The organism is Kingella pumchi (assembly GCF_022288825.1).
Lineage (GTDB): Bacteria > Pseudomonadota > Gammaproteobacteria > Burkholderiales > Neisseriaceae > Kingella_D > Kingella_D pumchi.
The window spans coordinates 23,247-47,239 of record NZ_JAKOOW010000009.1; the positions used below are offsets into that span (position 1 = coordinate 23,247).

Here is a 23,993-nt window from a genome sequence, read left to right on the forward strand (position 1 = left end):
CTTCATTCCGCCCGATTGATTTCGGTTTCCAAGCGGATAAATGCGGCAATCATCGCCTGCCACACAGCTTCGGCCACATCGGGCGACAACCCTGCGGCAGCGGCCTGTCCGCGGCGGGCGGCAATTACTTGGGCAACGCGGTCGGGCGCGGCCACGGCTTTTGCATCGCCGCGCGGTTTGAGCCGCCCAGCCTGTTCCACCAACGCCTGCCGTTTGGCGAGCAGCGCAATGAGTTCGGCATCCAAGCCGTCTATGGCTTGGCGGACTTCGGTGAGGGTTTGCGGTAACATGATTCGGCCTCCTAATAAAATGAAAAACACAGCGGCGAGCAACCCTGCCGCATCTAATAAAAAGCAGCCTGCACCGCTTTTCAGGCTGCCTGCATTATGCCGCCAGCGCCGCTGCCAGCGTTTCCACCACTTTATCCTGTTCGTCGAAACTCAAACCGAAATACAGCGGCAGACTGATGGCGCTTTGGTAATAGGCTTCGGCGGCGGGGAAGTCGCCGTTTTGGAAGCCGAAGCGCCGCCGGTAATAGGGCTGGGTGTGGACGGGGATGTAATGCACGTTCACGCCGATGCCGTGGCGGCGCAGGTAGTCGAACACGTCGCGGCGGCTTTTGCCGCTGTCGGCGCGGATTTGCACCGGATACAGGTGCAGCGCCGAGCGGCTGGCCGGGTTGCGCGGCGGCAGGATCAGGGGCAGGGGGGCGAGCAGGCGGTCGTAGCGCCCGGCCAGCTCGTGGCGGCGTTCGACAAATTCGTCCAGCCGCCGCATCTGGCTTACGCCCAGAGCAGCCTGAAGCTCGGTCATGCGGTAGTTGTAGCCCAAATCGATTTGCTGGTAGTACCAGGCGCCGTCGGCTTCGCCGCTCATTCGGGCGGGGTCGCGGGTGATGCCGTGGCTGCGCAGCAGCGCCATTTTTTCCGCCAGATCGGCGCGTTGGGTCAGCGCGGCGCCGCCTTCGGCGGTGGTGATGATTTTCACCGGATGAAAGCTGAACACGGTGATGTCGCTGTGCTCGCAGGCGCCGGTTTTCAGGCTGCCGTAGGATGCGCCGATTGCGTGCGAAGCGTCTTCGATCACCGCAAAGCCGTATTCTTTGGCCAGCTTGCCGATGGCGGCCATATCGCAGGGTTCGCCGCACAGATGTACGGGGACGACGATTTTCGGCAGCCGCCCCGCCGCGCGGGCAGCCTGCAGTTTGGCTTCGAGCGCGGAAACCGACATATTCAGTGTGGCGGGGTCGATATCGACAAAATCGACATCCGCGCCGCAGTAGAGCGCGCAGTTGGCCGAGGCGGTAAAGGTGATGGGCGAGGTCCACAGCACATCGTCCGCGCCCAGCCCGAGCGCAAGGCAGGCCAGATGCAGGGCGGAAGTGGCGCTGTTTACCGCCACGGCATGCGCGGCGCCGCAATAGGCTTTCAGGCTGCTTTCAAAGGCCGGCACCTGCGGGCCTTGGGTGAGAAAGTCGGATTGGAGGACGGCAAGGACGGCGTCGATATCGTCTTGGGAAATGGTTTGGCGGCCGTAGGGGATCATGGGGAAAGCTCGCGAAAGGTTGGACGGGGCAGGCAGCCTGAAAAACCGGTTTTGCCGTTTTCAGGCTGCCTTGCGGCTGGGCGGCGCTATTGTAGCAAAAGCCCGCCGGCGGGGCAGAGCGGACGGCGGCTTCTGATGCGGCGCGGCAGCCTGAAAGCCAGCGGCCGAAACGCTTTCGCTATATAATCCGCCCGTTTGCCAACCCGTCTTGCAAGGATATGCCATGACCGATTTCCGTCAGGATTTTCTCCGTTTCGCGCTCGAACAAAAAGTATTGAAGTTCGGCGAGTTCACCACCAAAGCCGGGCGGCCGTCGCCCTATTTTTTCAATGCCGGCCTGTTTGACGACGGCGCTTCCACGCTGGCGCTGGCGCGCTTTTATGCGCAGGCGATCGACGAGAGCGGCATTGCGTTCGACATGCTGTTCGGCCCCGCCTACAAGGGCATTATCCTGGCCGCCGCCACTGCAATGATGCTCGCCGAGCGCGGCCGCAATGTGCCTTTTGCCTACAACCGCAAGGAAGCCAAGGACCACGGCGAGGGCGGAGTGCTGGTGGGCGCGCCGCTCAAAGGGCGGGTGCTGATCATCGACGACGTGATTTCCGCCGGCACGTCGGTGCGTGAATCGGTGAAGCTGATTCAGGCTGCCGGTGCCGAGCCGGCTGCGGTGGCCATTGCGCTTGACCGCATGGAAAAAGGTACGGGCGAATTGTCTGCCGTGCAGGAAGTCCAGCAGCAGTACGGCCTGCCGGTGGTGGCGATTGCCAATCTGCAGGATTTGTTTGCCATGCTGCAAAACAGCGGCAATACCGAAATCAGCCGTTACCTGCCGCAGCTGAGAGCCTACCGCGAGCGTTACGGCGTCGCCTGATTTTCGGGCTGCCCGGGCGCCGCTTCCGCGGGCAGCGGCAGCCTGAAACGCTTTAAAGCCACCCCAAAGCAGCCTGAAACGGCATCCGCCGCTTTCAGGCTGCTTTTTCGGGCAAAACGCGGCGCGAATTTGCGGCAAAACTGCCAAATGCCGGTGCTTTTGCCGTTTTAATACTGTAAAAACGGGGGCGGAAAAGGTAAAATCCGCGCCAGTTTTCCCACCGTTTTCCCCCGTGGAGCAACCGCCGCATGCTGATTACGCTGATTGTCGTTTTGTTTGCCGTTTTCCTGCTGTTAAGCTGGATTTACTTTTGGCAAAGCCGTGCCTGGAAGGAAGAGCTGGAGTTTTACGAGGCCGAAGCGGCGCGCCGCCAGGCCGAGCCCGAACAGATGCCGCTCAATTTCCGCCAGCCGGTGAGCACGCCGCGGCTGCACGACGATCTGGCCTTTATCCTGATGGACGATGACGAGCCGCAGCAGCCGAGCCTGCTGCCTGAAGACGAAGACGCCGCTGCCCCTGCAGAAACGCCCGCTCCAGTGAAGCGCGCCAAGCCGGCCGCACCGCCCATCGAACTGCCCGCCGATCCCGAGCCGCTGCCCGCCGCCAAGCCGGCGGTCGGCGCGCAAATTATCACGCTGGACGACATTCTCAGCAGCGAAGTTCCCGCCGCTTCTGCCGGCCACCACGGCGGAGACGGCTTTTTCAGGCAGCCTGAAAACTTCGCCGCCCCGCCCCGCCATACTTTTTCCGCCGCACTTTCCGAGCGCGAAACCATCAGCGACGAAGAAGCGCTGCGGCTGGTAAGGCAGGAGCAGGAGGCCGCCGGCAGCAAGCGGCCGGCGCAAACCATCGAAGCCGACGATCCGGCGGTGCAGCGGGTGCGCCGGCGCGCGCTGGAGCAGTTGGAGGAAATCCAAAACAAGCTGCCGCCGCTGCCGCAAATCCGCCGCAGCTACACACGCGAGCCTGAAGAAATCGACTTGGAAGACATCCGCGAACGCCTAAACCGCCGCCAGAGCGCCCGCCGCGAAATCGAAGAGCCGGCGCCGCCAAGCCCGCAGCCCGACCAGGCGCTCAGCGTGATTCCCGAAGACGAAATCTGGCAAAACCTGAACAACAGCAATGCCGCCGCCTTCCGCCGCAACCGCCGTCCGGCACCGTCTTACGGCAGCTATGCGCCGCCGCGCGCCGAAGCCGTGCCGCAGCCGGCATCTTTTCAGGCTGCCGCCCAGCCCTATGCGCCGCGCGCGCCGGAGATTATCGACAGCCCGTTTAATTTCCCGCCGCCCGCCGTCGAGCGCCTGCCCGATGCCGGCTATGCCGCCGTGCAGCCTGAAAGCGGATATCCGCCGGCCGCGCCGTTTGCCGCGGAAAGCCCGCAGCACCATTTGGCCGGCACACACGACACCGGCTGGACCGAAGCCGATTTCGAGCAGTATTACCGCGAGCAAAAGCAGCCTGAAAACCGTTTTGCCGAAAGTTTTTACGGCAACAGCGCCGGTACCAGCGGCGACACCGTCAATACCGCCTGGCTGGAGGGATTGGAAAACCTGCCTGCCGCCGATAGTGAAGCGCCCGAGTGGCAGCGCTGGCTGGAATCGGGCGAGGGCTTTGAGCACGGCGAGGGCGGCAACAGCCAGCTGCCGCCGATGAGCCTGCTGCTGCCGCCCAAGCACAATCCGGCGGCGGTGCAGAGCGAGGAAGAGTTGCTGCAAAACAGCATTACCATCGAAGAGAAGCTGGCCGAGTTCCGCGTGAAAGTGAAAGTGCTCGACGCCTATGCCGGGCCGGTGATTACCCGCTACGAAATCGAGCCCGATGTCGGTGTGCGTGGCAATTCGGTGATGAATCTGGAAAAAGACCTGGCACGCTCGCTGGGGGTGGCCGCCATCCGCGTGGTCGAAACCATTCCCGGCAAAACCTGCATGGGGCTGGAATTGCCCAATCCTAAGCGCCAGACCATCCGCCTGCGCGAGATTCTGGAATCTTCGGTTTTCCAAGATAATCCGTCCAAGCTGGCGCTGGCGCTGGGGCAGGATACCAGCGGCGCGCCGGTGGTAACCGATTTGGCCAAGGCGCCGCATCTCTTGGTGGCCGGCACCACCGGCTCGGGCAAATCGGTGGGCGTGAACGCGATGATTCTGTCGATGCTGTTCAAAGCCCGCCCCGAAGACGTGCGCATGATTATGATCGACCCGAAAATGCTCGAACTTTCGATCTACGAAGGCATCCCGCACCTGCTGGCGCCGGTGGTTACCGATATGAAGCTTGCCGCCAACGCGCTGAACTGGTGCGTGAACGAAATGGAAAAACGCTACCGCCTGATGAGCCATCTGGGCGTGCGCAACCTGGCCGGCTACAACGAAAAAGTTACTTCCGCCCAAGCCGCCGGCCGCCGCTATGCCAACCCCTTCAGCCTGACGCCCGACAATCCCGAATATCTGGAAAAACTGCCGGCTATCGTGGTGGTAGTGGACGAGTTTGCCGATCTGATGATGACCGCCGGCAAGAAAATCGAAGAACTGATCGCCCGTTTGGCGCAGAAAGCCCGCGCCGCCGGCATCCACCTGATACTCGCCACCCAGCGCCCCAGCGTCGATGTGATTACCGGCCTGATTAAAGCCAATATTCCCACCCGTATTGCCTTCCAAGTGTCGAGCAAGGTCGACAGCCGCACCATCATCGACCAGATGGGCGCCGAAAATCTGCTCGGCCAGGGCGATATGCTGTTCCTGCCGCCCGGCACCGGCTACCCGCAGCGCGTACACGGCGCCTTTGTTGCCGACAACGAAGTGCACGGCGTGGTCGAGTATCTGAAGCAGACCGGCGAGCCCGATTATGTGGAAGACCTGCTCAACGGCGGTATCGACGATCTGTTCGGCCAGCATCCGGCCGGCAGCGGCGGCGAGCGCGACCCGCTGTTTGACGAAGCGGTGGCCGTGCTGCTGCGCACGCAAAAAGCCAGTATTTCGTCGCTGCAGCGCCACCTGCGCGTGGGCTACAACAAAGCCGCTACGCTGTTTGACCAGCTCGAAGCCGAAGGCATCGTCTCCGCGCCCGACCATAGCGGCAAGCGCACCATACTTGCCCGCAGCCCCGATTCCGAGTAGGCGCCGCCGACTGTCAAACCCAAAGCAGCCTGAAAAGTCCGAGTGCTTTTCAGGCTGCTTTTTTCAGGTTGCTTGGTTTTGAACCGGCGCTCTGGTTTCATGTATTGTCGGCACCGCAAAATCCCTTGCCGGCTGATAACAGGTAAGGCAGCCTGAAAGGCAAAAAAAGCAGCCTGAAAACCTTTCAGGCTGCCTTTGCCGTATGTGCGGAGCAGGCGTTTAGTGATGCCCGCAGCCGCCGCCGTGGGCTTCGCGCATGGCTTCTTCGGCCTGCTGGTCGGCGTGGTAGCTGGAGCGCACCATGGCGCCGCAGGCGGCGTTGTGAAAGCCCATTTGGTAGGCTTCTTTTTCAAACTGCTTGAACATTTCGGGGGTTACGTAGCGCAGCACCGGCAGGTGGCCGTCGGAGGGCTGCAGGTATTGGCCGATGGTGAGCATTTCGATGTTGTGCGCGCGCATGTCGCGCAGGATTTCGCGCACTTCGTCGTCGGTTTCGCCCAGGCCGACCATAATGCCGGACTTGGTGGGAACGTGGGGCATCATTTCTTTGTAGCGGCGCAAAAGTTCGAGCGAGTGTTTGTAGTCAGCGCCCGGACGCGCCATTTTATACAGGCGCGGGTGGGTTTCGAGATTGTGGTTCATCACATCGGGCGGGGTTTCGGCCAGGATTTTCAGGGCGATGTCGAGCCGGCCGCGGAAATCGGGCACGAGAATTTCGATTTTGGTGGTGGGGCTGGTTTGGCGGATGGCGGTGATGCAGTCGGCAAAGTGCTGGGCGCCGCCGTCGCGCAAGTCGTCGCGGTCGACCGAAGTGATGACGACGTAGCGCAGGTTCATGGCGCGCACGGAATTGGCCAGGTTTTGCGGCTCTTCGGGGTCGAGCGGGTTGGGGCGGCCGTGGCCGACGGCGCAGAAGGGGCAGCGGCGGGTGCACATGTCGCCCATAATCATAAAGGTGGCGGTGCCGCGGCTGAAGCATTCGCTGATGTTGGGGCAGGCGGCTTCTTCGCAGACGGTGTGCATTTTCTGCTCGCGCAGGATGTCTTTAATCTCGAAGAATTTTTTGGGATTGGGCAGCTTGGCACGGATCCACTCGGGCTTTTTCAGCTTCTGCTCGGGCTGGACGACTTTGATCGGGATGCGGGCGGTTTTGCTGGCGCCGGTGTGTTTGACGCCTTGGCGGTTGTCCAGGGGGTTGGTGGCTTCGGTGGAACTCATTTTGGTGTGTCTTTCGTGTGGGTTTGAGGTTTTCAGGCTGCCTGAAATGGTGCGCTCAGGGCGGTTTTTAATCGGGTTCGGGCTCAAGCTGTTTTCAGGCTGCCTGAAAAACCGCCTGCCTTTGCAGGTGGCCGGTGAGTTTTTCAGCCACTTCGGCAAGCTCGGGGCAGGGGCGGGCAAGATCGGCGATTTGGGTCATTTCGAGTCCGGCGTAGCCGCAGGGGTTGATGTGGGCGAAGGGTTCGAGATCCATGTTTACGTTGAGTGCCAGGCCGTGATAGACGGCGCCGTTTTTGATGCGCAGGCCGAGCGAGGCGATTTTTTTGCCGGCCACATATACGCCCGGGCGTTTGGGGTCGGCGGCCGATTCGATGCCGTAGTCGGCAAGGGTGGCGATAATGCTGTTTTCCAGCGCGGAAACGATGCTGCGCACGCCGGTTTTCAGGCGTTTGAAGTCAATCAGGGTATAAACGACAAGCTGGCCGGGGCCGTGGTAGGTAATTTGGCCGCCGCGGTCGATCTGGACAACGGGGATGCTGGTGTCGCCGAGCAGGTGTTCGGCCTTGCCGGCCAAGCCCTGGGTGAACACCGGATCGTGTTCCACCACCCACAATTCGTCTTCGGTATCGGCATTTCTCTCGGCGCTGAACTGCTTCATCGCTTCGAATACCGGCAGATAGGGGCGGCGCCCCAAAAAGACGGTTTTCATTACAGTACGACTTTCACCATCGGATGCGCGGTCAGGCTGCGGTAGATATTGTCCAGATGCTCTTGGTTTTCGGCCTGCACGCTGACGGTGGCGCTGACATAGTTGCCCTTGCTGCTGGGGCGGGTTTGGATGTGTTCGTCGGCGGTATCGGGCGCGTGTTCGCGCACGGTTTTCAGAATTTCGCTGTTGAAATCGGGATGTTGCTCGCCCATCACTTTGATCGGGAAGCGGCAGGGGAAGTCGATTAGCGGTTTTTGTTCTTGCTCGCTCATGTGTGCGTCCTTAAAAAACAGGGCGGCATTTTAGCGCAAAGGCTTTGTGCTTCCAATGCCTTTGCTATAATCGCGCGTTTTCTCCCAGCCGCTTTCAGGCAGCCTGAAAGCCCGTTTTCCAACCCACAAGGCAGACTCTATGGCAATCCAATGGTTTCCGGGACACATGAATAAGGCGAAAAAAGCGATTGCCGAACGCCTGAAAAGCGTGGACATGGTGGTCGAAATGCTCGACGCGCGCATGCCCGCTTCCAGCGAAAACCCACTGCTGGCGCAACTCGCGCGCGGCAAGCCAAAGCTGAAAATTTTAAACAAACAAGACCTGGCAGACCCTGAGCGCACCGCCGTCTGGCTCGAATACTTCAACAGCCGTGAAGAAACCCGCTCGATTGCGCTCGATGCGTCCGAGCGCCAAGCCGCGCAGAAACTGATCGCCGCCAGCAGGGCTCTGGTGCCCCACCGCAGCGGCATCGACAAACCCCTGCGCGTGCTCATCTGCGGCATCCCCAACGTCGGCAAATCCACCCTGATCAACGCCATGCTCGGCAAAAAGTCCGCAAAAACCGGCAACGAACCGGGCATCACCAAAGCCGAGCAGCGCCTGCTCTTGGCCGATGATTTCTGGCTTTACGACACCCCCGGCATGCTGTGGCCGAAAATCATCGTTGAAGAAGGCGGCTACAATCTTGCCGCCGGCGGCGCCATCGGCCGCAACGCGCTCGATGAAGAAGAAGTCGCGCTCGAACTTTTAGACTACCTGCGCCGCCATTACCTGCCGCTTTTGCAGGCACGCTACGGCGCCGACAAAGACCCGTCCAGCCACTGGCAGGACGACCAATGGCTCGAATGGGTGGCAAAAAAACGCGGCGCCCTGATGGGCGGCGGCCGTCCCAACTACCAAAAAGCCGCCGAACTGGTGCTCACCGATTTTCGCGACGGTCAAATCGGCCGCATCACCCTGGAAACTCCGCAGCAATGGGAAACCTGGCTGAAAAAAGCCCGCCAGCGCGAAGCCGAACTCAAAGCCCAACGCGAAGCGCGCAAAGCCGAGCGCAAAGGGCAGGCAGCGCCCAAGCCGCAACAGTCACCGCAAGATATGGAAGACTGAGCGCTTTCAGGCAGCCTGAAAACCGTTTTGTAAGAAAGGCAAAAAACCATGCCCTTTACCGACCAAGAAACCCAAGCCCTGCTCGCGCAAAAGGGCGTCGGCAAAACCGTCATCCGGCGTTTGCACGAAATGGGTTTGGACAGTCCCGCCAAACTTGCCGCCGCCGATGTTGCCGATATTTTGGCGCAGGGCGCGGCGCTAACCGGCTCGAGCTGCTGGAAAAACAGCCCGCAGGCGCGCGCCGCCGTTCAGGCTGCCGTTGCTTGGGCGCAGCATTACTGCCGCGACGCCCAAGCCGAAGTTTAGGCAGCCTGAAACCCCAATCCGCCCGAAACCGCCAAACAATGAATACCACCGAACTTGCCGTAATCTTCCTGCCCGCCGGCGTGATGCTGCTGGCTGCCGCCGCGCTGTGGCAGGTTTATGTGGTGCTCAGCGAAAGCTACACCCTGAACCGCTTTAAAGACCGCCAGCTGCTGCTGCCGGCGCTGGCGATGTTTTTCAGCTTCAGCCTGGCCGTGTACTGGCTGTGCCCCAATTCCCGCCGCAAAGGGCGCTGGTTCTTGCTCGCCGGCCTGAGCGGCACGCTGCTTTACGGCCTGGGAATGTGGTGGCTGCGCCCCTATCTGCCCCGCTGAAGCGCCCGATATCACACACACAAGGAACTCAAATGAGCGACCAAACCCTAGACCTGACCGGCCTGCGCTGCCCGCTGCCGATCCTACGCGCCAAAAAAGCGCTGGCCGCCGCCGCCGGCGGCAGCGTGATTACCGTACTCGCCACCGATCCCGGTGCCCCCGGCGATTTCGCCGCCTTCTGCCGCCACACCGGCCACGAGCTGCTGTCGTCCGAAACGCTGGAAAACGGCGTATTCCAAATGGTGATCCGCCGCAAGGCAGCCTGAAAACCGGAAACCGGCAAACAAACGGTGCGCGGGGCGCACCCTACCGCCGAAACTCCCAAAACAGCCCCGCCGTAGGGTGCGCACCGCGCACCAAAAACCCAAAACAAAAAAGCAGCCTGAAACTCCGTTTCCACACTTTTCAGGCTGCCCGAACCCACCAACTACCAAGAACCCGCCAAGAAACCCCAAACCATGCAAACCCTAACCATTACCCGCCCCGACGATTTCCATCTCCATGTGCGCGACGGCGCCGCGCTCAAGTCCGTCGTGCCTTTCAGCGCCCGCCAGATGGGGCGCGCGCTGGTGATGCCCAATCTCAAGCCGCCGGTGGCCACCGTGGCGCAGGCGCTCGACTATAAGCGCCAAATCGAAGCCGCTATTCCCGCCGGCAGCCGCTTCACGCCGCTGATGTCGCTCTATCTTACCGACAACACCAGCCGCGATACCGTGCGCCAAGCCAAAGCCGCCGGCATCGCCGCGTTCAAACTCTATCCCGCCGGCGCCACCACCAATTCCGATTCCGGCGTCAGCGATCTGTTCAAACTGCTGCCGGTATTGGAAGAAATCGCCGCGCAGGATATGCGCTTTCTGGTGCACGGCGAAGTAACCGACCCCGCTATCGATATTTTCGACCGCGAAGCCGTGTTTATCGAGCGCGTGCTGCAGCCGGTGATGCGCGAGCTGCCCGAACTGAAAACCGTGTTCGAGCACATCACCACCGCCGAAGCCGCCGCGCTGGTGAGCGCAGCGGGCGACAATCTGGCCGCCACCGTAACCCCGCAGCATCTGATGTTCAACCGCAACCACCTGCTGGTCGGCGGCGTGCGCCCGCATTTTTACTGTCTGCCGATTATCAAGCGCGAAAGCCACCGCCGCGCCCTGATTGATGCCGTTACCGGTGCGCAGTCCCACAAATTCTTTCTCGGCACCGATTCCGCGCCGCACCCGCGCGGCGCCAAAGAAAACGCCTGCGGCTGCGCCGGTATGTTCAGCGCCGCCAACGCCATCGAAATCTACGCCCAGATTTTCGAAAACGCCGGCGCGCTCGACAAACTCGAAGCCTTTGCGTCGCACAACGGCGCCCGCTTCTACGGCCTGCCGCGCAACAGCGACACCATCACTCTGGTCAAACAGCCCCAGCGCGTACCCGAATCTTTCGCTTTTGGCGAGAGCGAAGTGGTGCCGATGCTCGCCGGCGAAGAGCTGGCGTGGTCGCTGCAAGGCTGATCGCCGAGCGGTTTAATCAAGATACAAAAAAAGCAGCCTGAAAGGTTTTCAGGCTGCTTTTGGTATGCGGCACCCCGTTTTCAGGCTGCTTGGGGTAGGGGAGACCGGTACGGGCGGGCGATACGCATCAGACAATTTTAAAAAACAGCAAGATGCCCATTGCCGCCAAGATCACCGTCCAATAACGGTTTGGGATAAAAAACAGGAAAGAAGCATCGGAAACAAATAAGCGGCTCAGCACGAAATTGAATCCCGCCGCGAATACGAAGCCCACGCTGTCCATTTGCGCCGCCGACGAAAAATAAATATGGGCAGCCAGCATTTGAGCCGCCACCCTGCCGGCCAGCATGCCCAGCCCCATCGCCAAAACCACCAGCAAACCTTTGCCGCTCCAGATAATCATCCTTACCGCTTCCTTTGAAAAAGCGCGGATTCTACTTTAAAGCCTTTCTAGGGTGCTGCGTAATCCTGTAGTTGTTGGTAATCGGCACCTGTGCGGATATAAAGGCTTGACAGCCGGCCGCCAAACGGCAAAAGGCCGGCAAAAACGGCTCCGGCTCCGGCATGATTCATCAGTTGGTAAACCTTAACAGATAACCATTGGGGTCTTGGATAAGAAATTCGACCGGCTCTGCTACGATGCCGCCTTGGATTTCATAAGAGCTTCTTGTCAGCTCCCGATAAATCGCTATCTGCTCCTTTTTCACCGTTTCATAGAGCGCTTCAACATTGTCGGTGGCGATGGAAAAATTGATTCCCCGCCCTAAGGGATAGTCCAATTCGCCGGTATTCCAGCCCTTGTCATGGATTTGCTCAAACATAAACTGGCTGCCTTGGAAAGACATAAAAACAAACTTGTCTGCTTTGCGTTCATATTCTGTTTTGAAACCCAGTTTTTCATAAAAGTCTTTTGTTTGCTGGATATCAAATACAGAAAGTTCCGGGATCAGTTCTTTAAATTCCATAGCGGTTTTCCGTTGGTTTAAATCTGTTTGCAGCAGGCAGCCTGAAACCATTTTCAGGCTGCTTTTGCTGCTTGGAATGCTTTATTTGCCCGTTTCAGGCTGCGCGAATAGGGCGGGCAGGCCGCGCGGGTGTTGCTGCCAGCGGCTGTGTTTGGCTTGCAGCGCCTGTTCGAGCGCAAGGCGGGCGTGTGCGGGGTTCAGGCTGCCGCACAGGAAGATGTCGGCGGCGGCGTAGTGGTGTTCCGGCCAGGTGTGGATGCTGATGTGCGATTCGGCCAGCAGCAGCACGCCGGTGATGCCGCCGTGGCCGCCGAAGCGGTGGAAATGGGCGGAAAGTATGCACGCGCCGGCTTGGCGGGCGGCCTGTTCCATGGCGCTTTGCAGTTTGGCGGCGTCGCGCAGCGGCTCGGGCGGGCAGCCGTACAGGTCAAGCAGGCCGTGGCTGCCGATGGCGGCACTCATTTGTGGCCGCTTCCGCCGAAGCCGCCAAAGCCGCCTTGTCCGGGCAGGCGGGTGCGGGGGACGCTGCTTTTGCCGCTGGAAAAGGCGGCGCTGTAGTTAAACAGGGTGGCAAAGGCGATGGCGGCAAGGGCGATCAGGGTGTAGGCGGTTTTGTTCATGGCGGGTTGCTCGGATGGTTGGGGGCGGAAGGCGGCTGCGGCGGAATTTTCGCAGGCACAGCCGGCGCAGGCATGATGTTAAACCGCTTTTCAGGCAGCCTGAAAGGGGGAAACGGCTTTTCAGGCTGCCTGCGGTTTAGACGGTATGCTTGTGCAGCCGGGCAAGCTGCGCGGGCAGCTGCGCGCGGATTTGCGCCAGCCGCGCCTGGGTGATGGCGTTTTGGATGTCCTGCGGCCGGCCGGTATGGGCAGCGGCGATGGTGGCGGTGTCGATATCGCGGGCGGCATCGAGCATCGCCAGCCAGAAAGCGCGCTGGGGGTAGGGCGTGTGTTCGCGGCCGAGCCGGCCTTGCTGGTCGGCCTGGCAGACGGCAAGCGCGGCGGCAAAACGTTCGGGGTGGCGCAGGGCGTCGGCGGCGTTCAGCACGTCGAGTACGGCGCGCGGGCGGCGGATGTCGCTGGCGCGGTGCAGGCGGATGTGCAGACGGCATACCAATTCGGCCAGCTCGGCGCAGGCTTTGGGCACGCGATAGCGGCGGCTGACGGCGCGCACCGGTTCGATGCCGGCGCTGTCATGGCCGATGTGGCGCGGCAGCATATCGGCGGGGGTGAGCGCTTTGCCCAAATCGTGCAGCAGCGCGGCATAGCGCTCGGGCAGCCCCAGATTCATGGCGGCGGCGCGCTCAAGCACCAGCAGGGTGTGTTCGCCGCTGTCGATTTCGGGATGGAAGTCCGCCCGCTGCGGTACGCCGAACAGGGCATCGACTTCGGGCAGCAGCACTTTGAGCGCGCCGCTTTGGCGCAGAATGTCGATCATCTTGCGCGGATGCGGTTCCATCAGGCCGCGCGACAACTCCTGCCACACGCGCTCGGCCACCAGTGCTTCGGCTTCGCCGTTATCAACCATCTGCCGCATCAGCGCCAGCGTTTCGGGGGCGACGGCAAAACCGTAGCGGGCGGCAAAACGGGCGGTGCGCAGTATCCGCACCGGGTCTTCGGCAAAGGCGGGGCTGACGTGGCGCAGAATGCCGTTTTTCAGGTCTTCGGCACCGCCGTAGGGGTCAATCAGACGGCCGTCGTTATCCTGCGCCATGGCGTTGATGGTCAGGTCGCGCCGCTGCAGGTCTTGTTCGAGCGTAACGTCTTTGTCGGCGTGGAAGCTGAAGCCGGCATAGCCTTTGGCAGTTTTGCGCTCGGTGCGCGCCAGCGCGTATTCTTCGCGGGTTTCGGGGTGCAGGAAAACGGGAAAATCTTTGCCCACAGGCTTGAAGCCGCGAGCGAGCATGCTTGGGACGTCGGCGCCGACCACCACCCAGTCGCGGTCTTCAACCGGCCGGCCGAGCAGGGCGTCGCGCACGGCGCCGCCAACAAGATAGGTTTGCATGGGCGGATGTCTTTCGGGTGGGCTTTCAGGCTGCTTTTGCATTGGGACGACGGTGCGCGGTGCGCACCCTACGGGTTTCCGACTACTTTTGGGTTTCAGGCAGCCTGAAAACTTTTGCCATGCCCGTGCCGGTTTATTTGCGTTGCGGTAGCAGGCGGGGTTTTCAGGCTGCTTTTTATTTGGGATGGTGCGCGGTGCGCACCCTACGGGCTTTCAGGCTGCTTTAGGGTTTTCAGGCAGCCTGAAAACGGCGGCAGACGGGGTTTACAGGCGGTCGATCAGTTGGCGCACGGCATCGAGTGCGGGGTGGCTGCCGTCGCGCTCCGGGGCGAGCACGCCACACAAATGGGCGTAGGCCATACCCAGCTCGCGGGCGAGTATGGCTTCGGGCATGGCGGTCATGCCGTACACGTCGGCGCCGTCCTGGCGCATGCGGCGGGCTTCGGCGGCGGTGGGCAGCCGCGCGCCCTGCACGCAGGCGTAAACCGCCGCTTCGTGCGCCGGCATACCGCTTTGGCGGATCAGGGCGAGCAGCTCGTCGCGCAGGGCGTGGTCGTAGGGGTGGGTGAAATCGGTGTAGGCGTTTTCCAGCGTGCCGCGTTCGACAAAGCTGCTTTCGCGGCTGTGGGTGTAGTCGATCAGATCGTGCGGCAGCAGCAGTTCGCCGGCGCTGAAGCCGTCGTGCAGCGGGCGCACGGCGGATACCGACACGATGCGGCGCACGCCGATGCTGTGCAGCGCCCAGATATTGGCGCGGTAGTTGATCAGCTGCGGGGCGATGGTGTTGTTCAGGCCGTGTCGGCAGAGAAACACCACCGGCCGGCCGCCGACTTCGCCTTCCAAAAGCGGGGCGCTGGGCTGGCCGTAGGGGGTGCGGACGATGCGCCGCGCGCCGGTGTGCCATTGCGGCAGCCGCGCCAGACTGGCGCTGCCGATAACTGCGAGTGTGTTCATGGGCAATCCTGTGCGCCGCCGGAGCAGGGCGCGTATGCGGAAAAAGGGAAAACAGGCAGCCTGAAAGCCGTTTTTGCCGTTTCAGGCTGCCTGCGGGGTGGCGGCAAGGGCGTTGCTGCCGCCTGCCGGCTTTCAGCCGTGCTGTTGGAGAAAATTGGCGAGCATGTCGTGGCCGTGTTCGGTGAGCAGCCCTTCGGGGTGGAACTGCACGCCTTCGATGGCGAAGTCTTTGTGGCGCACGCCCATGATTTCGTTATCTTCTGTCCATGCGGTGATTTCCAGGCAGTCGGGCAGGGTGTCGCGCTCGATGACCAGGCTGTGGTAGCGCGTGCATTGCACGGGATTGGGCAGGCCGGCAAACATGCCGCTGCCGTGATGAAATACCGGCGAGGTTTTGCCGTGCATCAGCGTTTTGGCGCGCACCACGCGGCCGCCGAAGGCTTCGCCGATGGTCTGGTGGCCGAGGCAGACGCCGAGTATCGGCAGTTTGCCGGCAAAATGGCGCATCGCCGCCACCGAAATGCCGGCTTCTTTGGGCGAACAGGGGCCGGGGCCGATCAGCAGGTATTGCGGCGCGAGTGCGGCGATTTCGTCGAGCGTGATGTCGTCGTTACGGCGCACCTGCACGTCTTGGCCGAGTTCGGCAAGGTATTGGACGATGTTGTAGGTGAAGGAGTCGTAGTTGTCGATGAATAGTAACATGGGAATCTTTCGGCAGGAGCGGGCATTATATGCGCGAGGGGTAGCCTGAAACAGGTTTGATGGTGCGGCAAAGGCAGCCTGAAACGGTTTTCAGGCTGCCTTTGCGTGCCTTGCGGCGGCCGGAGGGTTTCAGGCTGCTTATTTCCAGTAGCGCCACCACGGGGTGTCTTTGGCCGACCATTCTTTTTTTAGATAGGGGCTTTCGGGGAAGTTGGTTTCCAGCACGCGGCGGGTGTCGCCGGCCAGCTGGGTGTTGCCCATTTTCTGGTAGCTGTAAACCATAATCGCCAGCGCTTCTTCCACATAGCGGGTGTTTTGGAAGTTTTGCAGCACTTTTTGCGCGCGGTTGTTGGCGGCGACATAGGCGCCGCGTTTGGCGTAGTGGCGGGCGATGGCGATTTCGTTGCCGCCCAAGGCATCCACCAGCTGCGCCATGCGCTTGCGGGCGTCGTCGGCGTATTTGCTGGTGGGGTAGCGGGTAACCAGCTCGTTAAAGGCGCGGTAGGCGTTGCGGTTGGCCTGCGGGTCGCGGTCGGACCAGTCTTGCGAGGCCAGTTTGTTCAGGAAAGACTGGTCTTCGCCAAACAATACCAGCCCGCGCAGATAGAGGGCGTAGTCCATATTGACGCTGCCGGGGAAGTTGTTTTCAAAGCGGGTCAGGGTGTTGAGCGCTTTGGCCGGCTCTTCGTTTTTGTATTGCGCGTAGGCGGTTTCCAGCAGCGACTGCTCGACGTAGCGGCCTTCGGGCTGGCGGGAGATGAGCTGTTCATACAGCGCGGAGGCTCGCGTATAATTGCCGGAATTCAATTCTTCGCGCGCCTCGTTGTACAGGCGGTCGGACGACCAGCCCTGCGTGGCCTGCGCTTCTTTGTCAACAGTGGCCTTGTTGTTGCCCGAACCCGCGCAGGCGGAAAGGGCGGCGGCCACGGAAATCATAAGCAGAAATTTTTTCATGGATAACTTTCCCTTTGAAAACGGCGCGGATTATAACGATGATTTGCCGTTTCAGGCAGCCCAAATTGAACAAAAGCCGGTAAAACTGGCCGTGCCGCTGGATTTGGCGGGCAGCCGGCTGGATGCGGCGCTGGCCAAACTGCTGCCCGATTACTCGCGCAGCCGTCTTTCAGGCTGGATTAAAGACGGCGCGGTCAGCCTAAACGGCAAGCCGGCTTCGCCCAAAGACAAACTGATCGGTGGCGAAGAAATCGAAGTGCGCCCGCAGCTGGACGAAGAAACGCTGGCCTTTGCCCCCGAAGCGATGGCGCTGGACATTGTGTATGAAGACGACAGCGTGATCGTGCTCAACAAGCCGGCCGGTCTGGTGGTGCATCCGGCGGCGGGCAACTGGTCGGGCACGCTGCTCAACGGCCTGTTGGCGCATTGTCCCGCGCTCGCGCAGGTGCCGCGCGCCGGCATCGTCCACCGGCTCGACAAAGACACCAGCGGCCTGATGGTGGTGGCCAAAACCCTGCCGGCGCAAAACCATCTGGTGCAGCAGCTGCAAAACCGCAGCGTCAAGCGTATTTACCGCGCGGTGGCCGACGGCATCGTGCCCTTTGACGGCAAAATCGACGCCGCCATCGGCCGCGACCCGCACAACCGCCTGAAAATGGCGGTGGTCAAATTCGGCGGCAAAGAAGCCGTTACCCACATCAAAGTGCTGGAGCGCTACCGCGACCACAGCTATATCGAATGCGCGCTGGAAACCGGCCGCACCCACCAAATCCGCGTGCACATGCGCGAAGCGCGCCATCCGCTGGCCGGCGATGCGGTGTACGGCAACCCGCGCCATCCCTGTTCCGAAGTGGTCAGGCAGCAGATCAAGGGCTTGAACGGCCGCCAGGCGCTGCATGCCTACCGCCTGAGCTTTGTCCACCCGCAAAGCGGCGAGACCCTGCAGTTTGAAGCGCCGCTGCCCGAAGACATCTATTCGCTGCTCTCGGTGCTGCGTTTGGAAAGCGGACTCGATTCGCCGCTGGCCGCCCAGGCCGAATGGCAGGACAAATTCGAAGATGACGACGATTGGGACGACGACGATTACGACGTTGAAATCATCTACGCCAAAGAATAGCAGCAGGCAGCCTGAAAGCCGGTTTTCGGTTTTTCAGGCTGCTTGGGGGCAGTTTTCCCTGATTTTGCGCGGCACGGATGCTTGGAAAATTTTTAAACCGGAGACGAAATGGTTAAGGTATATGCTCTGCTGAGTTTGTTGGGTGCTTTACTTCCTTTAATCCCGTTTGGCTTGTTTCTTGTGGCGCATGGGTTTGATGTAGGTTTGTTTTTTGATGAATTGTTTTACAGCCATATCAGCACCTTTTTTGCCTTTGATGTAATCGTATCGGCGCTGGTTTTTATTGCTTTCGCGGTGTCGGAATCCTTAAAGGCAGGCAAAGCATGGATGATGTGGTCTGTTTTGGGCTTGGTAATCGGCGTCTCTTTCGCACTTCCACTGTTTTTGCTTTTTCGTGAGATGGCTGCCAATGGAAAAGCAGCCTGAAAGCTGGTTTTGGGCTTTTCAGGCTGCTTTTTGCGGCACAAGGCAGCCTGAAAATAAAGTCTGCCTACCCATCACTTATTCGGAGAACTCGAATGGACTTTCTTTTCCCGATCGCTATCGTTGCATTTGTCCTGTTTTACTGGCGCAGCGCCTACATCGTCTGCAAGCGCGAGATACCGCTTAACTCGATTGGGGATTTTTTGGCGAAAAACTGGCAGTGCAACCAGATTATTTGGGGAATTCTGCTTGGCCGCGCCAAATACAAAAACGTGCCGCGGGATTTTCATTTTTATTGGATCAAATACGTCGGCTTATGCTACCTGCTGTTTTTTGCCTCAATGTTTATTTTTGTGTTTTTTTACAACCTGTTTGGATAAACCATGCACATTAACCACCGCCCCATCGGCTCCGGCCATCCGCCCTACATCATTGCCGAGATGTCTGCCAACCACAACGGCAGCCTGCAAACCGCTTTTCGCATTATCGACGAAGCCAAAAAGGCCGGCGCCGATGCCGTGAAAATCCAGAGTTACACCGCCGACACCATCACCCTGCCGTGCGAGAGCGAAGACTTTATGATCCGCGGCGGGTTGTGGGACGGCCAGTCGCTGTACCAGCTGTACCAAAAAGCCCATATGCCCTGGGAGTGGCACCAGCCGCTGTTTGATTACGCCCGCGCCGCCGGCATTACCCTGTTTAGTTCGCCCTTTGACGAAAGCGCGGTCGAACTTTTGGAAAGCCTGGACGCGCCGGCCTACAAAATCGCTTCTTTTGAAGCCGTCGATCTGCCGCTGATCCGCCGCGCCGCGCAAACCGGCAAACCGCTGATTATTTCCACCGGCATGGCCGATGCCGAAGAAATCGCCGAAGCGGTGGATGCCGCCCGCAGCGCCGGCTGCCGCGAGCTGGCGCTGCTGCACTGCGTGAGCGGCTATCCCGCGCCCGCCGCCGACTACAATCTGCGCACCCTGCCGGATATGGCGCAGCGTTTCAGGCTACCTGCCGGCCTGTCCGACCATACGCTGGACAACACCACCGCCGTTGCCGCCGTGGCGCTGGGCGCCTGCATTATCGAAAAACACTTTACGCTCGACAGAAACGGCGGCGGCCCCGACGACAGCTTTTCGTTGGAGCCGGACGGGCTGGCGGCGCTGTGCCGCGACAGCCGTACCGCCTGGCAGGCACTCGGCGCGGTGGACTACGGTTTGAAGTCCAGCGAGCAGGGCAACATCAAATTCCGCCGCTCGCTGTATTTCGTGCGCGATATGCCGGCGGGCGAAACAATCGACGCCGGCGCCATCCGCAGCGTGCGCCCGGGCTACGGTCTGGCGCCCAAGCATTTTGACGCGCTGCTGGGCAAAACGCTCAAGCGCGCGGTCTCTGCCTGCACGCCGGTTTCGTGGGACGATTTTGCCGATTAAGTTCTCTGCCGACACCCAAAAGCAGCCTGAAAGCCGAAACGGGGCTTTCAGGCTGCTTTTTTCCTGACGTTTGCCGTTTCAGGCTGCCTGATAGCGGCATTAACATAAAACAAACCTTGCTTTGCAAATCTTGAAAATCGGCAGCCAATCCAGTATAACGATTCGCCGTTCGAAATTGCTTTCAATCGCAAACCGATGGTTTAACAAGAAAAACCTTAAAGAAGGAGTAGAGTATTTATGAATCCGATGTATATTACCTTCGCAATCTATCTGATCGCGGTGCTGCTGATCGGTCTGGCAGCTTATTTCTCCACCCGCAATTTCGACGACTACATTCTCGACGGCCGCAGTCTCGGCCCCTTCGTTACCGCCATGTCGGCGGGTGCGTCCGATATGTCGGGCTGGCTTTTGATGGGTCTGCCCGGCGCGATTTACCTGAGCGGCCTGAGCGAAGCCTGGATCACCATCGGCCTGACCGTCGGCGGCTGTTGGTGGCCGGCCGCCTGCGCGTGCACACCGAGCATGCCAACAACGCGCTGACGCTGCCGGACTATTTCTTCCACCGCTTCGGCGCCGGCGGCCATCTGATGAAGGTGGTTTCGGCCGTGATTATTCTGTTTTTCTTCACCTTTTCTTCACCATTTACTGCGCTTCGGGCATTGTGGCGGGGGCAACCCTGTTCCAAAGCCTGTTTGAAGGCATGACTTACAACCAGGCCATGTGGCCGGGCGCGGGCGCGACCATCGTCTATACCTTCCTCGGCGGCTTTTTGGCCGTAAGCTGGACGGACACCCTGCAGGCTTCGCTGATGATTTTCGCCCTGATTCTGACGCGGTGATGGTGTATCTGGGCTTGGGCGGCGCCGAGCAGATGTCCGTCGCCATTCAGGGTGTGGCCGCCGAAACCGGCAAACAATACGGTAGCCTGCTGGCGGGTACGACTTTCGTCGGCATCGTTTCCACCGCCGCCTGGGGCTTGGGCTACTTCGGCCAGCCGCACATTCTGGCGCGCTTTATGGCGGCCGAAAGCGCCAAATCGCTGGTATCCGCCCGCCGCATCGGCATGACTTGGATGATTCTGTGCCTGGGCGGCGCGGTGGCCGTCGGCTATTTCGGCATCGCCCACTTTGCCGCCAATCCGGCCGATGTGGCCGCAATGAAAGGCAACCACGAGCGCGTGTTTATCGCCCTGTCCACCCTGCTGTTTAACCCGTGGATTGCCGGCGTGATTCTGAGCGCGATTCTGGCGGCGGTGATGTCCACCCTCTCGTGCCAGCTTTTGGTGTGCTCCAGCGCGATTACCGAAGACTTCTACAAAGGCTTTCTGCGTAAAAACGCCCCGCAATCCGAACTGGTGTGGGTCGGCCGCCTGATGGTGCTGGCGATTGCCGTGATTTCCATCCTGATTGCTTCCGACCCCGAAAGCAAAGTGCTGGGACTGGTGTCCTACGCCTGGGCAGGTTTTGGCGCCGCCTTCGGGCCGGTGGTGATTTTGTCGGTATTCTGGAAACGCATCACCGCCGCCGGCGCGCTGGCCGGCATGGTGGCCGGCGCCGTTACCGTGGTGCTGTGGGCCGAGTTCGTCAAAAAACCCGCGCTCGCCGCCGGCCAAAACGGCTGGACTACCGTGTACGAAATCGTCCCCGGCTTTATCGCCTGTGCCTTGGTGGCTGTGCTGGTGTCGCTGGCCGACAAAGTGCCGTCCAAAGAAGTGCAGGAGCGCTTTGCCAAAGCCGATGCCGATTACCGCGCGGCGAAATAACGTTTTCAGGCTGCCTCGGCTTTGAGAGAAAGCAGCCTGAAAACCAAAACAACAGCCGCCCGCATCATATTGCGGGCGGCTGTTGCCGTATTTAAGGCAGCCTGAAAGCGGGAAAACCGACTTTCAGGCTGCTTTTTCCGCTTGGCTTTCAGGCTGCCTGAAAGGGCGTTTAGCCGCCGTGGCAGGCTTCGTAGAGCGGGGCGAGGGCGCGGATATTGGCGGCAATCCACGGTGCGGGGTCGCTGCCGTCGAGACGGTCTTTTTCGATGTGGCGGCCGATGCAGAAAAAGTCGTCCTTGTCTTGCAGCTGCAGATAGCCGGCGTCGCGCTCGGCGAGTGTTTGGTAGTCGGCGTATTCGCTCTCGGCGCCGTGCCAGATGTCGAAAGCGGCAAAGGCGCTGCGATCGAGGGTATCCAGCCAGCGGTTGTAGTCGGGTAGGGCGATGGGGGATTTGCCGGCTTTGTAGCAGTGCCAATCGAGGCTGACGCTTAAGCGGCGGCGGTTGAGCAGGATGGAGAAAATGGCGGCGGAATCGGCGTATTGGGCGTATTTGAAGTAGGCGAAAAAGTGGGCGCGCACCTGCCAGCCGTTGCACCAGCGCTCGATGTGCGGCGGGGCGAACGGGGCGCCGAGATCGTCGGCCACGCGCAAAATCAGCGCCTGCCAGTCCTGCCAGGCGGCTTTGTAGTCGGCTTTGATTTTGGGAATGGTTTCGGGGCAGTATTTTTTCAGCTGGGCAAACTGGAAAAACGGGCGCTCAAACAGCGCGCAGTGCTCGGGTGTCAGCATGATGTCGGTCAAATGTAAAGAAAATCAGGAAGCGGATTATAGCGCCGCAGCGTGTGTTTGTGGTGCAGGCAGCCTGAAAGCGGCAATGGCTTGCTTGACGCCTTAACCAATCTTAACCATAAAATTAGTTATGGTATAACAATGTTTAATTGCGGATATGTTTCAAAAGAAAATACTGGTGTTGTCGCTGTTGTCGGTAAGCGCTTGGGCGTGGGCAGACGAGGGCGGCGACGGTCAAACCCTGCAGCAGGTTACCGTCAGCGGCAAACGCAAAGCCGTGCAAACCCTGCCTTTGGGCAGCGGACGCAAGGCCAGCGATGTGGTGATCGACGGCGAAAAATTCCATGCGCGCTCGGCCACGCTGGGCAACGCTTTGGCGGGCGAGAGCGGGGTGCACAGCAATCCTTTCGGCGGCGGCGTGAGTGCGCCGGTGATACGCGGGCAGGAGGGCGTGCGGGTGAAAATGCTGCAAAACGGCTCGGACGTGGTGGATATGTCGGCGATTTCGCCCGATCACGTCGTAGCCGCCGATACCTTGCTAGCCAAACAGGTCGAACTGGTGCGCGGTACGCCGACGCTGCTTTATGCTTCGGCATCGCCACGCCGGCGTGGTCAACGTGGCCGACGGGCGCATTCCCGAAAAGCAGCCTGAAAACGGCATCGAGGGCGAAATGCTGGTGCGCGCCGATTCCGCCAGCAAAGAGCGCACCGCCACGGCGGGCATCACGCTCGGCGTGGGCGACCATCTGGCGCTGCGGCTGGAAGGTTTGAGCCGTAAATCGGATTTGTACAAAGTGCCCGGCGTGAAGCTCGAAGAAACCGTGTACCGCCTGCCCGATTCCAACAACAAATCCCACGTCGGCACAGTCGGCCTGTCGTATGTCGGCGAAAAAGGCTATCTCGGCGCGGCCTACAGCTACCGCAACGACGATTACGGCGTAGTCGGCCACAACCATATGTACGACCCGTGCAGCGCCCATATTTTCGACCCCGAAAACCGCAAGTACTACCAAAACCGCGATTATCTGCTGATGTATCCGCACCTGATGGACGACAGCGATTTGAAACGCGAGCTGCATTTTCACTGCGGCACGCCGCACGAAGAAAACCAGCCGCGAAGCCACGACAACATCTACGGCCACCACCACGACCACAGCAGCCCCGGCCCGCAAATCGCCCTGTTTTCCCGCCGCCTCGATTTGCGCGGCGAATGGCGCCAACCCTTTGCTTGGCTGGACAAAATCAAAATCAGCGCCGCCCGCGCCGACTATCGCCACGACGAGCTCAACGACGGCAAGTTTTACACCGACCCCTACTACCCTGAAGACAAGCAGCGCCGAAGCGCCGACACTGCCGCCCAGGCAAAGGTTGCCCCGACACCGTGTTTGCCAACAAAGGGCTGAACACCCGCATCGAGTTCTACCACGCCCCAATCGCAGGCCGGCTGAAAGGCGTATTCGGCGCGCAGTAGTAAACGCAAAAAAGCAGCGCTGGCCGCCTGTATGCCGTACCCGTGCCCGAAGATTCCACGCGCGGCTACCACCTGGTCAATGCAGGCATCCGCTACAAAAACCGCATCGGCAAAGCCGACTACACCCTCTCGCTCGACGGCAACAACCTGCTGAACCAAAAAATCTACATCCACAACTCCTACCTGCCTTATGTACCGCAGATGGGGTGCAACTTTATCTTTGCCGTAAATGTGAAGTTTTAAACCCCGCCCGCAGGCAGCCTGAAAGCACAAAAAACGCTTTCAGGCTGCTTTTTTGGGGGCGGTGCTTCGGCTGCCATCGGACGGATTGCCGCATCCGGCAGCCGCGTCCAAACGGCCACCAAGCAGCCTGAAACCAAACTTTCAGGCATATAGGACAAAAAAGGTGCTATTTTCGAGAACCAGTCTGCTATAGGACAAAAAAGGTGCTACTCATCACTAGA

At 60.3% G+C, this 23,993-nt stretch carries 28 protein-coding genes and 1 pseudogene; 15 read left to right on the forward strand and 14 right to left on the reverse strand.

Features of this window, described 5'->3' with window-relative positions; translation table 11 throughout:
• Window positions 1-2: 2 nt before the first annotated feature.
• Together MB824_RS02810 and pseC are read right to left on the reverse strand one after the other, a co-directional pair.
• A complete protein-coding gene (locus tag MB824_RS02810; protein WP_238745777.1) occupies window positions 3-290 on the reverse strand; it encodes a chorismate mutase in 288 nt (95 codons plus the stop codon).
• A 94-nt stretch (window positions 291-384) separates the two neighbouring features.
• Window positions 385-1,545 (reverse strand): UDP-4-amino-4,6-dideoxy-N-acetyl-beta-L-altrosamine transaminase, encoded by a 1,161-nt coding sequence (pseC, locus tag MB824_RS02815; protein WP_238745778.1) that lies wholly within the window; start codon window positions 1,543-1,545, stop codon window positions 385-387.
• Between the two features lie 223 nt (window positions 1,546-1,768).
• Here pseC and pyrE point away from each other — a divergent pair, with 223 nt between their 5' ends.
• Together pyrE and MB824_RS02825 are read left to right on the forward strand one after the other, a co-directional pair.
• Window positions 1,769-2,416, forward strand: a complete 648-nt coding sequence (pyrE, locus tag MB824_RS02820; RefSeq protein ID WP_238745779.1) for an orotate phosphoribosyltransferase — start codon at window positions 1,769-1,771, stop codon at window positions 2,414-2,416.
• A gap of 248 nt (window positions 2,417-2,664) precedes the next feature.
• Window positions 2,665-5,526 carry a DNA translocase FtsK gene (locus MB824_RS02825; protein WP_305067904.1) on the forward strand — a complete coding sequence of 954 codons (2,862 nt, stop codon included), beginning with the start codon at window positions 2,665-2,667 and terminating at the stop codon, window positions 5,524-5,526.
• 219 nt (window positions 5,527-5,745) lie between these two features.
• On the opposite strand, the gene lipA is transcribed toward MB824_RS02825, so the two are convergent.
• The 3 genes from lipA to MB824_RS02840 form a co-directional block, all read right to left on the reverse strand.
• Entirely contained in the window at window positions 5,746-6,744 is a 999-nt protein-coding gene (lipA, locus tag MB824_RS02830; RefSeq protein ID WP_238745780.1) for a lipoyl synthase, read from the reverse strand.
• Window positions 6,745-6,838: 94 nt separating this feature from the next.
• Window positions 6,839-7,453 carry a lipoyl(octanoyl) transferase LipB gene (gene lipB / locus MB824_RS02835; RefSeq protein ID WP_238745781.1) on the reverse strand — a complete coding sequence of 205 codons (615 nt, stop codon included), beginning with the start codon at window positions 7,451-7,453 and terminating at the stop codon, window positions 6,839-6,841.
• Window positions 7,453-7,725: an HP0495 family protein gene (locus tag MB824_RS02840; protein WP_238745782.1), complete on the reverse strand. Its 273-nt coding sequence runs from the start codon at window positions 7,723-7,725 to the stop codon at window positions 7,453-7,455. The genes lipB and MB824_RS02840 overlap by 1 nt, the downstream gene beginning before the upstream one ends.
• A 139-nt stretch (window positions 7,726-7,864) precedes the next feature.
• Between MB824_RS02840 and ylqF the strand changes: the two genes are divergently transcribed.
• The 5 genes from ylqF (at window position 7,865) to pyrC (ending at window position 10,964) form a co-directional block, all read left to right on the forward strand.
• The gene (gene ylqF, locus MB824_RS02845; RefSeq protein WP_238745784.1) at window positions 7,865-8,833 is read left to right on the forward strand and encodes a ribosome biogenesis GTPase YlqF; all 969 of its coding nucleotides are present in this window, start codon (window positions 7,865-7,867) and stop codon (window positions 8,831-8,833) included.
• A 48-nt stretch (window positions 8,834-8,881) separates the two neighbouring features.
• Window positions 8,882-9,139, forward strand: a complete 258-nt coding sequence (locus tag MB824_RS02850) for a recombinase RecA (RefSeq protein ID WP_238745786.1) — start codon at window positions 8,882-8,884, stop codon at window positions 9,137-9,139.
• Window positions 9,140-9,177: 38 nt separating this feature from the next.
• Window positions 9,178-9,471 (forward strand): hypothetical protein, encoded by a 294-nt coding sequence (locus MB824_RS02855; protein WP_238745788.1) that lies wholly within the window; start codon window positions 9,178-9,180, stop codon window positions 9,469-9,471.
• A gap of 32 nt (window positions 9,472-9,503) precedes the next feature.
• Complete coding sequence (locus MB824_RS02860; protein ID WP_238745790.1) at window positions 9,504-9,737, forward strand: sulfurtransferase TusA family protein; 234 nt, start codon at window positions 9,504-9,506, stop codon at window positions 9,735-9,737.
• Window positions 9,738-9,929: 192 nt separating this feature from the next.
• Complete coding sequence (pyrC, locus tag MB824_RS02865; RefSeq protein WP_238745792.1) at window positions 9,930-10,964, forward strand: dihydroorotase; 1,035 nt, start codon at window positions 9,930-9,932, stop codon at window positions 10,962-10,964.
• Between the two features lie 127 nt (window positions 10,965-11,091).
• On the opposite strand, the gene MB824_RS02870 is transcribed toward pyrC, so the two are convergent.
• The 8 genes from MB824_RS02870 to MB824_RS02905 form a co-directional block, all read right to left on the reverse strand.
• Window positions 11,092-11,367, reverse strand: coding sequence for a hypothetical protein (locus MB824_RS02870; protein WP_238745794.1), 276 nt, complete (start codon window positions 11,365-11,367; stop codon window positions 11,092-11,094).
• Between the two features lie 169 nt (window positions 11,368-11,536).
• Window positions 11,537-11,929, reverse strand: a complete 393-nt coding sequence (locus MB824_RS02875; protein ID WP_238745796.1) for a bleomycin resistance protein — start codon at window positions 11,927-11,929, stop codon at window positions 11,537-11,539.
• A gap of 81 nt (window positions 11,930-12,010) precedes the next feature.
• Window positions 12,011-12,391, reverse strand: coding sequence for an adenosylmethionine decarboxylase (gene speD / locus MB824_RS02880; protein WP_238745798.1), 381 nt, complete (start codon window positions 12,389-12,391; stop codon window positions 12,011-12,013).
• On the reverse strand, window positions 12,388-12,549 hold the full coding sequence (locus tag MB824_RS02885; RefSeq protein WP_238745800.1) for a hypothetical protein: 162 nt from the start codon (window positions 12,547-12,549) through the stop codon (window positions 12,388-12,390). Before MB824_RS02885 ends, speD begins: the two co-directional genes overlap by 4 nt.
• A 136-nt stretch (window positions 12,550-12,685) precedes the next feature.
• On the reverse strand, window positions 12,686-13,933 hold the full coding sequence (locus tag MB824_RS02890) for a multifunctional CCA addition/repair protein (RefSeq protein WP_238745802.1): 1,248 nt from the start codon (window positions 13,931-13,933) through the stop codon (window positions 12,686-12,688).
• Between the two features lie 264 nt (window positions 13,934-14,197).
• A complete protein-coding gene (locus MB824_RS02895; RefSeq protein WP_238745804.1) occupies window positions 14,198-14,887 on the reverse strand; it encodes an S-methyl-5'-thioinosine phosphorylase in 690 nt (229 codons plus the stop codon).
• Between the two features lie 132 nt (window positions 14,888-15,019).
• The gene (locus MB824_RS02900; RefSeq protein WP_238745806.1) at window positions 15,020-15,589 is read right to left on the reverse strand and encodes an aminodeoxychorismate/anthranilate synthase component II; all 570 of its coding nucleotides are present in this window, start codon (window positions 15,587-15,589) and stop codon (window positions 15,020-15,022) included.
• A gap of 138 nt (window positions 15,590-15,727) precedes the next feature.
• Window positions 15,728-16,543, reverse strand: a complete 816-nt coding sequence (locus MB824_RS02905) for an outer membrane protein assembly factor BamD (RefSeq protein ID WP_238745807.1) — start codon at window positions 16,541-16,543, stop codon at window positions 15,728-15,730.
• Here MB824_RS02905 and rluD point away from each other — a divergent pair.
• The 5 genes and pseudogenes from rluD (at window position 16,542) to putP (ending at window position 21,268) form a co-directional block, all read left to right on the forward strand.
• Window positions 16,542-17,660, forward strand: a complete 1,119-nt coding sequence (rluD, locus tag MB824_RS02910; RefSeq protein ID WP_238745808.1) for a 23S rRNA pseudouridine(1911/1915/1917) synthase RluD — start codon at window positions 16,542-16,544, stop codon at window positions 17,658-17,660. The two genes, MB824_RS02905 and rluD, sit on opposite strands and share 2 nt — an antisense overlap.
• A gap of 108 nt (window positions 17,661-17,768) precedes the next feature.
• On the forward strand, window positions 17,769-18,086 hold the full coding sequence (locus tag MB824_RS02915) for a DUF2834 domain-containing protein (RefSeq protein ID WP_238745809.1): 318 nt from the start codon (window positions 17,769-17,771) through the stop codon (window positions 18,084-18,086).
• A 92-nt stretch (window positions 18,087-18,178) separates the two neighbouring features.
• Window positions 18,179-18,463: a hypothetical protein gene (locus MB824_RS02920; RefSeq protein ID WP_238745810.1), complete on the forward strand. Its 285-nt coding sequence runs from the start codon at window positions 18,179-18,181 to the stop codon at window positions 18,461-18,463.
• A gap of 3 nt (window positions 18,464-18,466) precedes the next feature.
• Window positions 18,467-19,507 (forward strand): pseudaminic acid synthase, encoded by a 1,041-nt coding sequence (gene pseI, locus MB824_RS02925; RefSeq protein ID WP_238745812.1) that lies wholly within the window; start codon window positions 18,467-18,469, stop codon window positions 19,505-19,507.
• Window positions 19,508-19,744: 237 nt separating this feature from the next.
• Window positions 19,745-21,268: pseudogene (putP, locus tag MB824_RS02930) on the forward strand (sodium/proline symporter PutP).
• 169 nt (window positions 21,269-21,437) lie between these two features.
• Here the strand turns inward: putP and MB824_RS02935 are convergent.
• Window positions 21,438-22,058 carry a glucose-6-phosphate 1-dehydrogenase family protein gene (locus MB824_RS02935; RefSeq protein WP_238745944.1) on the reverse strand — a complete coding sequence of 207 codons (621 nt, stop codon included), beginning with the start codon at window positions 22,056-22,058 and terminating at the stop codon, window positions 21,438-21,440.
• A 157-nt stretch (window positions 22,059-22,215) separates the two neighbouring features.
• On the opposite strand from MB824_RS02935, the gene MB824_RS02940 reads away from it, so the two are divergent.
• The 3 genes from MB824_RS02940 to MB824_RS02950 all read left to right on the forward strand — a co-directional run bounded on the left by MB824_RS02940 (window position 22,216) and on the right by MB824_RS02950 (window position 23,772).
• Window positions 22,216-22,710 (forward strand): TonB-dependent receptor plug domain-containing protein, encoded by a 495-nt coding sequence (locus MB824_RS02940; protein WP_238745814.1) that lies wholly within the window; start codon window positions 22,216-22,218, stop codon window positions 22,708-22,710.
• Window positions 22,643-23,461 carry a hypothetical protein gene (locus MB824_RS02945; RefSeq protein ID WP_238745816.1) on the forward strand — a complete coding sequence of 273 codons (819 nt, stop codon included), beginning with the start codon at window positions 22,643-22,645 and terminating at the stop codon, window positions 23,459-23,461. Before MB824_RS02940 ends, MB824_RS02945 begins: the two co-directional genes overlap by 68 nt.
• A 110-nt stretch (window positions 23,462-23,571) precedes the next feature.
• Complete coding sequence (locus MB824_RS02950) at window positions 23,572-23,772, forward strand: TonB-dependent receptor (protein WP_238745818.1); 201 nt, start codon at window positions 23,572-23,574, stop codon at window positions 23,770-23,772.
• The last annotated feature ends 221 nt before the right edge of the window (window positions 23,773-23,993 follow it).

What these genes read in the sequence shown, in the direction of transcription:
- MB824_RS02810 (WP_238745777.1), bottom strand. Translation starts at nt 290, where the DNA reads ATGTTACCGCAAACCCTCACCGAAGTCCGCCAAGCCATAGACGGCTTG.
- pseC (WP_238745778.1), bottom strand. Translation starts at nt 1,545, where the DNA reads ATGATCCCCTACGGCCGCCAAACCATTTCCCAAGACGATATCGACGCC.
- pyrE (WP_238745779.1), top strand. Translation starts at nt 1,769, where the DNA reads ATGACCGATTTCCGTCAGGATTTTCTCCGTTTCGCGCTCGAACAAAAA.
- MB824_RS02825 (WP_305067904.1), top strand. Translation starts at nt 2,665, where the DNA reads ATGCTGATTACGCTGATTGTCGTTTTGTTTGCCGTTTTCCTGCTGTTA.
- lipA (WP_238745780.1), bottom strand. Translation starts at nt 6,744, where the DNA reads ATGAGTTCCACCGAAGCCACCAACCCCCTGGACAACCGCCAAGGCGTC.
- lipB (WP_238745781.1), bottom strand. Translation starts at nt 7,453, where the DNA reads ATGAAAACCGTCTTTTTGGGGCGCCGCCCCTATCTGCCGGTATTCGAA.
- MB824_RS02840 (WP_238745782.1), bottom strand. Translation starts at nt 7,725, where the DNA reads ATGAGCGAGCAAGAACAAAAACCGCTAATCGACTTCCCCTGCCGCTTC.
- ylqF (WP_238745784.1), top strand. Translation starts at nt 7,865, where the DNA reads ATGGCAATCCAATGGTTTCCGGGACACATGAATAAGGCGAAAAAAGCG.
- MB824_RS02850 (WP_238745786.1), top strand. Translation starts at nt 8,882, where the DNA reads ATGCCCTTTACCGACCAAGAAACCCAAGCCCTGCTCGCGCAAAAGGGC.
- MB824_RS02855 (WP_238745788.1), top strand. Translation starts at nt 9,178, where the DNA reads ATGAATACCACCGAACTTGCCGTAATCTTCCTGCCCGCCGGCGTGATG.
- MB824_RS02860 (WP_238745790.1), top strand. Translation starts at nt 9,504, where the DNA reads ATGAGCGACCAAACCCTAGACCTGACCGGCCTGCGCTGCCCGCTGCCG.
- pyrC (WP_238745792.1), top strand. Translation starts at nt 9,930, where the DNA reads ATGCAAACCCTAACCATTACCCGCCCCGACGATTTCCATCTCCATGTG.
- MB824_RS02870 (WP_238745794.1), bottom strand. Translation starts at nt 11,367, where the DNA reads ATGATTATCTGGAGCGGCAAAGGTTTGCTGGTGGTTTTGGCGATGGGG.
- MB824_RS02875 (WP_238745796.1), bottom strand. Translation starts at nt 11,929, where the DNA reads ATGGAATTTAAAGAACTGATCCCGGAACTTTCTGTATTTGATATCCAG.
- speD (WP_238745798.1), bottom strand. Translation starts at nt 12,391, where the DNA reads ATGAGTGCCGCCATCGGCAGCCACGGCCTGCTTGACCTGTACGGCTGC.
- MB824_RS02885 (WP_238745800.1), bottom strand. Translation starts at nt 12,549, where the DNA reads ATGAACAAAACCGCCTACACCCTGATCGCCCTTGCCGCCATCGCCTTT.
- MB824_RS02890 (WP_238745802.1), bottom strand. Translation starts at nt 13,933, where the DNA reads ATGCAAACCTATCTTGTTGGCGGCGCCGTGCGCGACGCCCTGCTCGGC.
- MB824_RS02895 (WP_238745804.1), bottom strand. Translation starts at nt 14,887, where the DNA reads ATGAACACACTCGCAGTTATCGGCAGCGCCAGTCTGGCGCGGCTGCCG.
- MB824_RS02900 (WP_238745806.1), bottom strand. Translation starts at nt 15,589, where the DNA reads ATGTTACTATTCATCGACAACTACGACTCCTTCACCTACAACATCGTC.
- rluD (WP_238745808.1), top strand. Translation starts at nt 16,542, where the DNA reads ATGGATAACTTTCCCTTTGAAAACGGCGCGGATTATAACGATGATTTG.
- MB824_RS02905 (WP_238745807.1), bottom strand. Translation starts at nt 16,543, where the DNA reads ATGAAAAAATTTCTGCTTATGATTTCCGTGGCCGCCGCCCTTTCCGCC.
- MB824_RS02915 (WP_238745809.1), top strand. Translation starts at nt 17,769, where the DNA reads ATGGTTAAGGTATATGCTCTGCTGAGTTTGTTGGGTGCTTTACTTCCT.
- MB824_RS02920 (WP_238745810.1), top strand. Translation starts at nt 18,179, where the DNA reads ATGGACTTTCTTTTCCCGATCGCTATCGTTGCATTTGTCCTGTTTTAC.
- pseI (WP_238745812.1), top strand. Translation starts at nt 18,467, where the DNA reads ATGCACATTAACCACCGCCCCATCGGCTCCGGCCATCCGCCCTACATC.
- MB824_RS02935 (WP_238745944.1), bottom strand. Translation starts at nt 22,058, where the DNA reads ATGCTGACACCCGAGCACTGCGCGCTGTTTGAGCGCCCGTTTTTCCAG.
- MB824_RS02940 (WP_238745814.1), top strand. Translation starts at nt 22,216, where the DNA reads ATGTTTCAAAAGAAAATACTGGTGTTGTCGCTGTTGTCGGTAAGCGCT.
- MB824_RS02945 (WP_238745816.1), top strand. Translation starts at nt 22,643, where the DNA reads ATGCTTCGGCATCGCCACGCCGGCGTGGTCAACGTGGCCGACGGGCGC.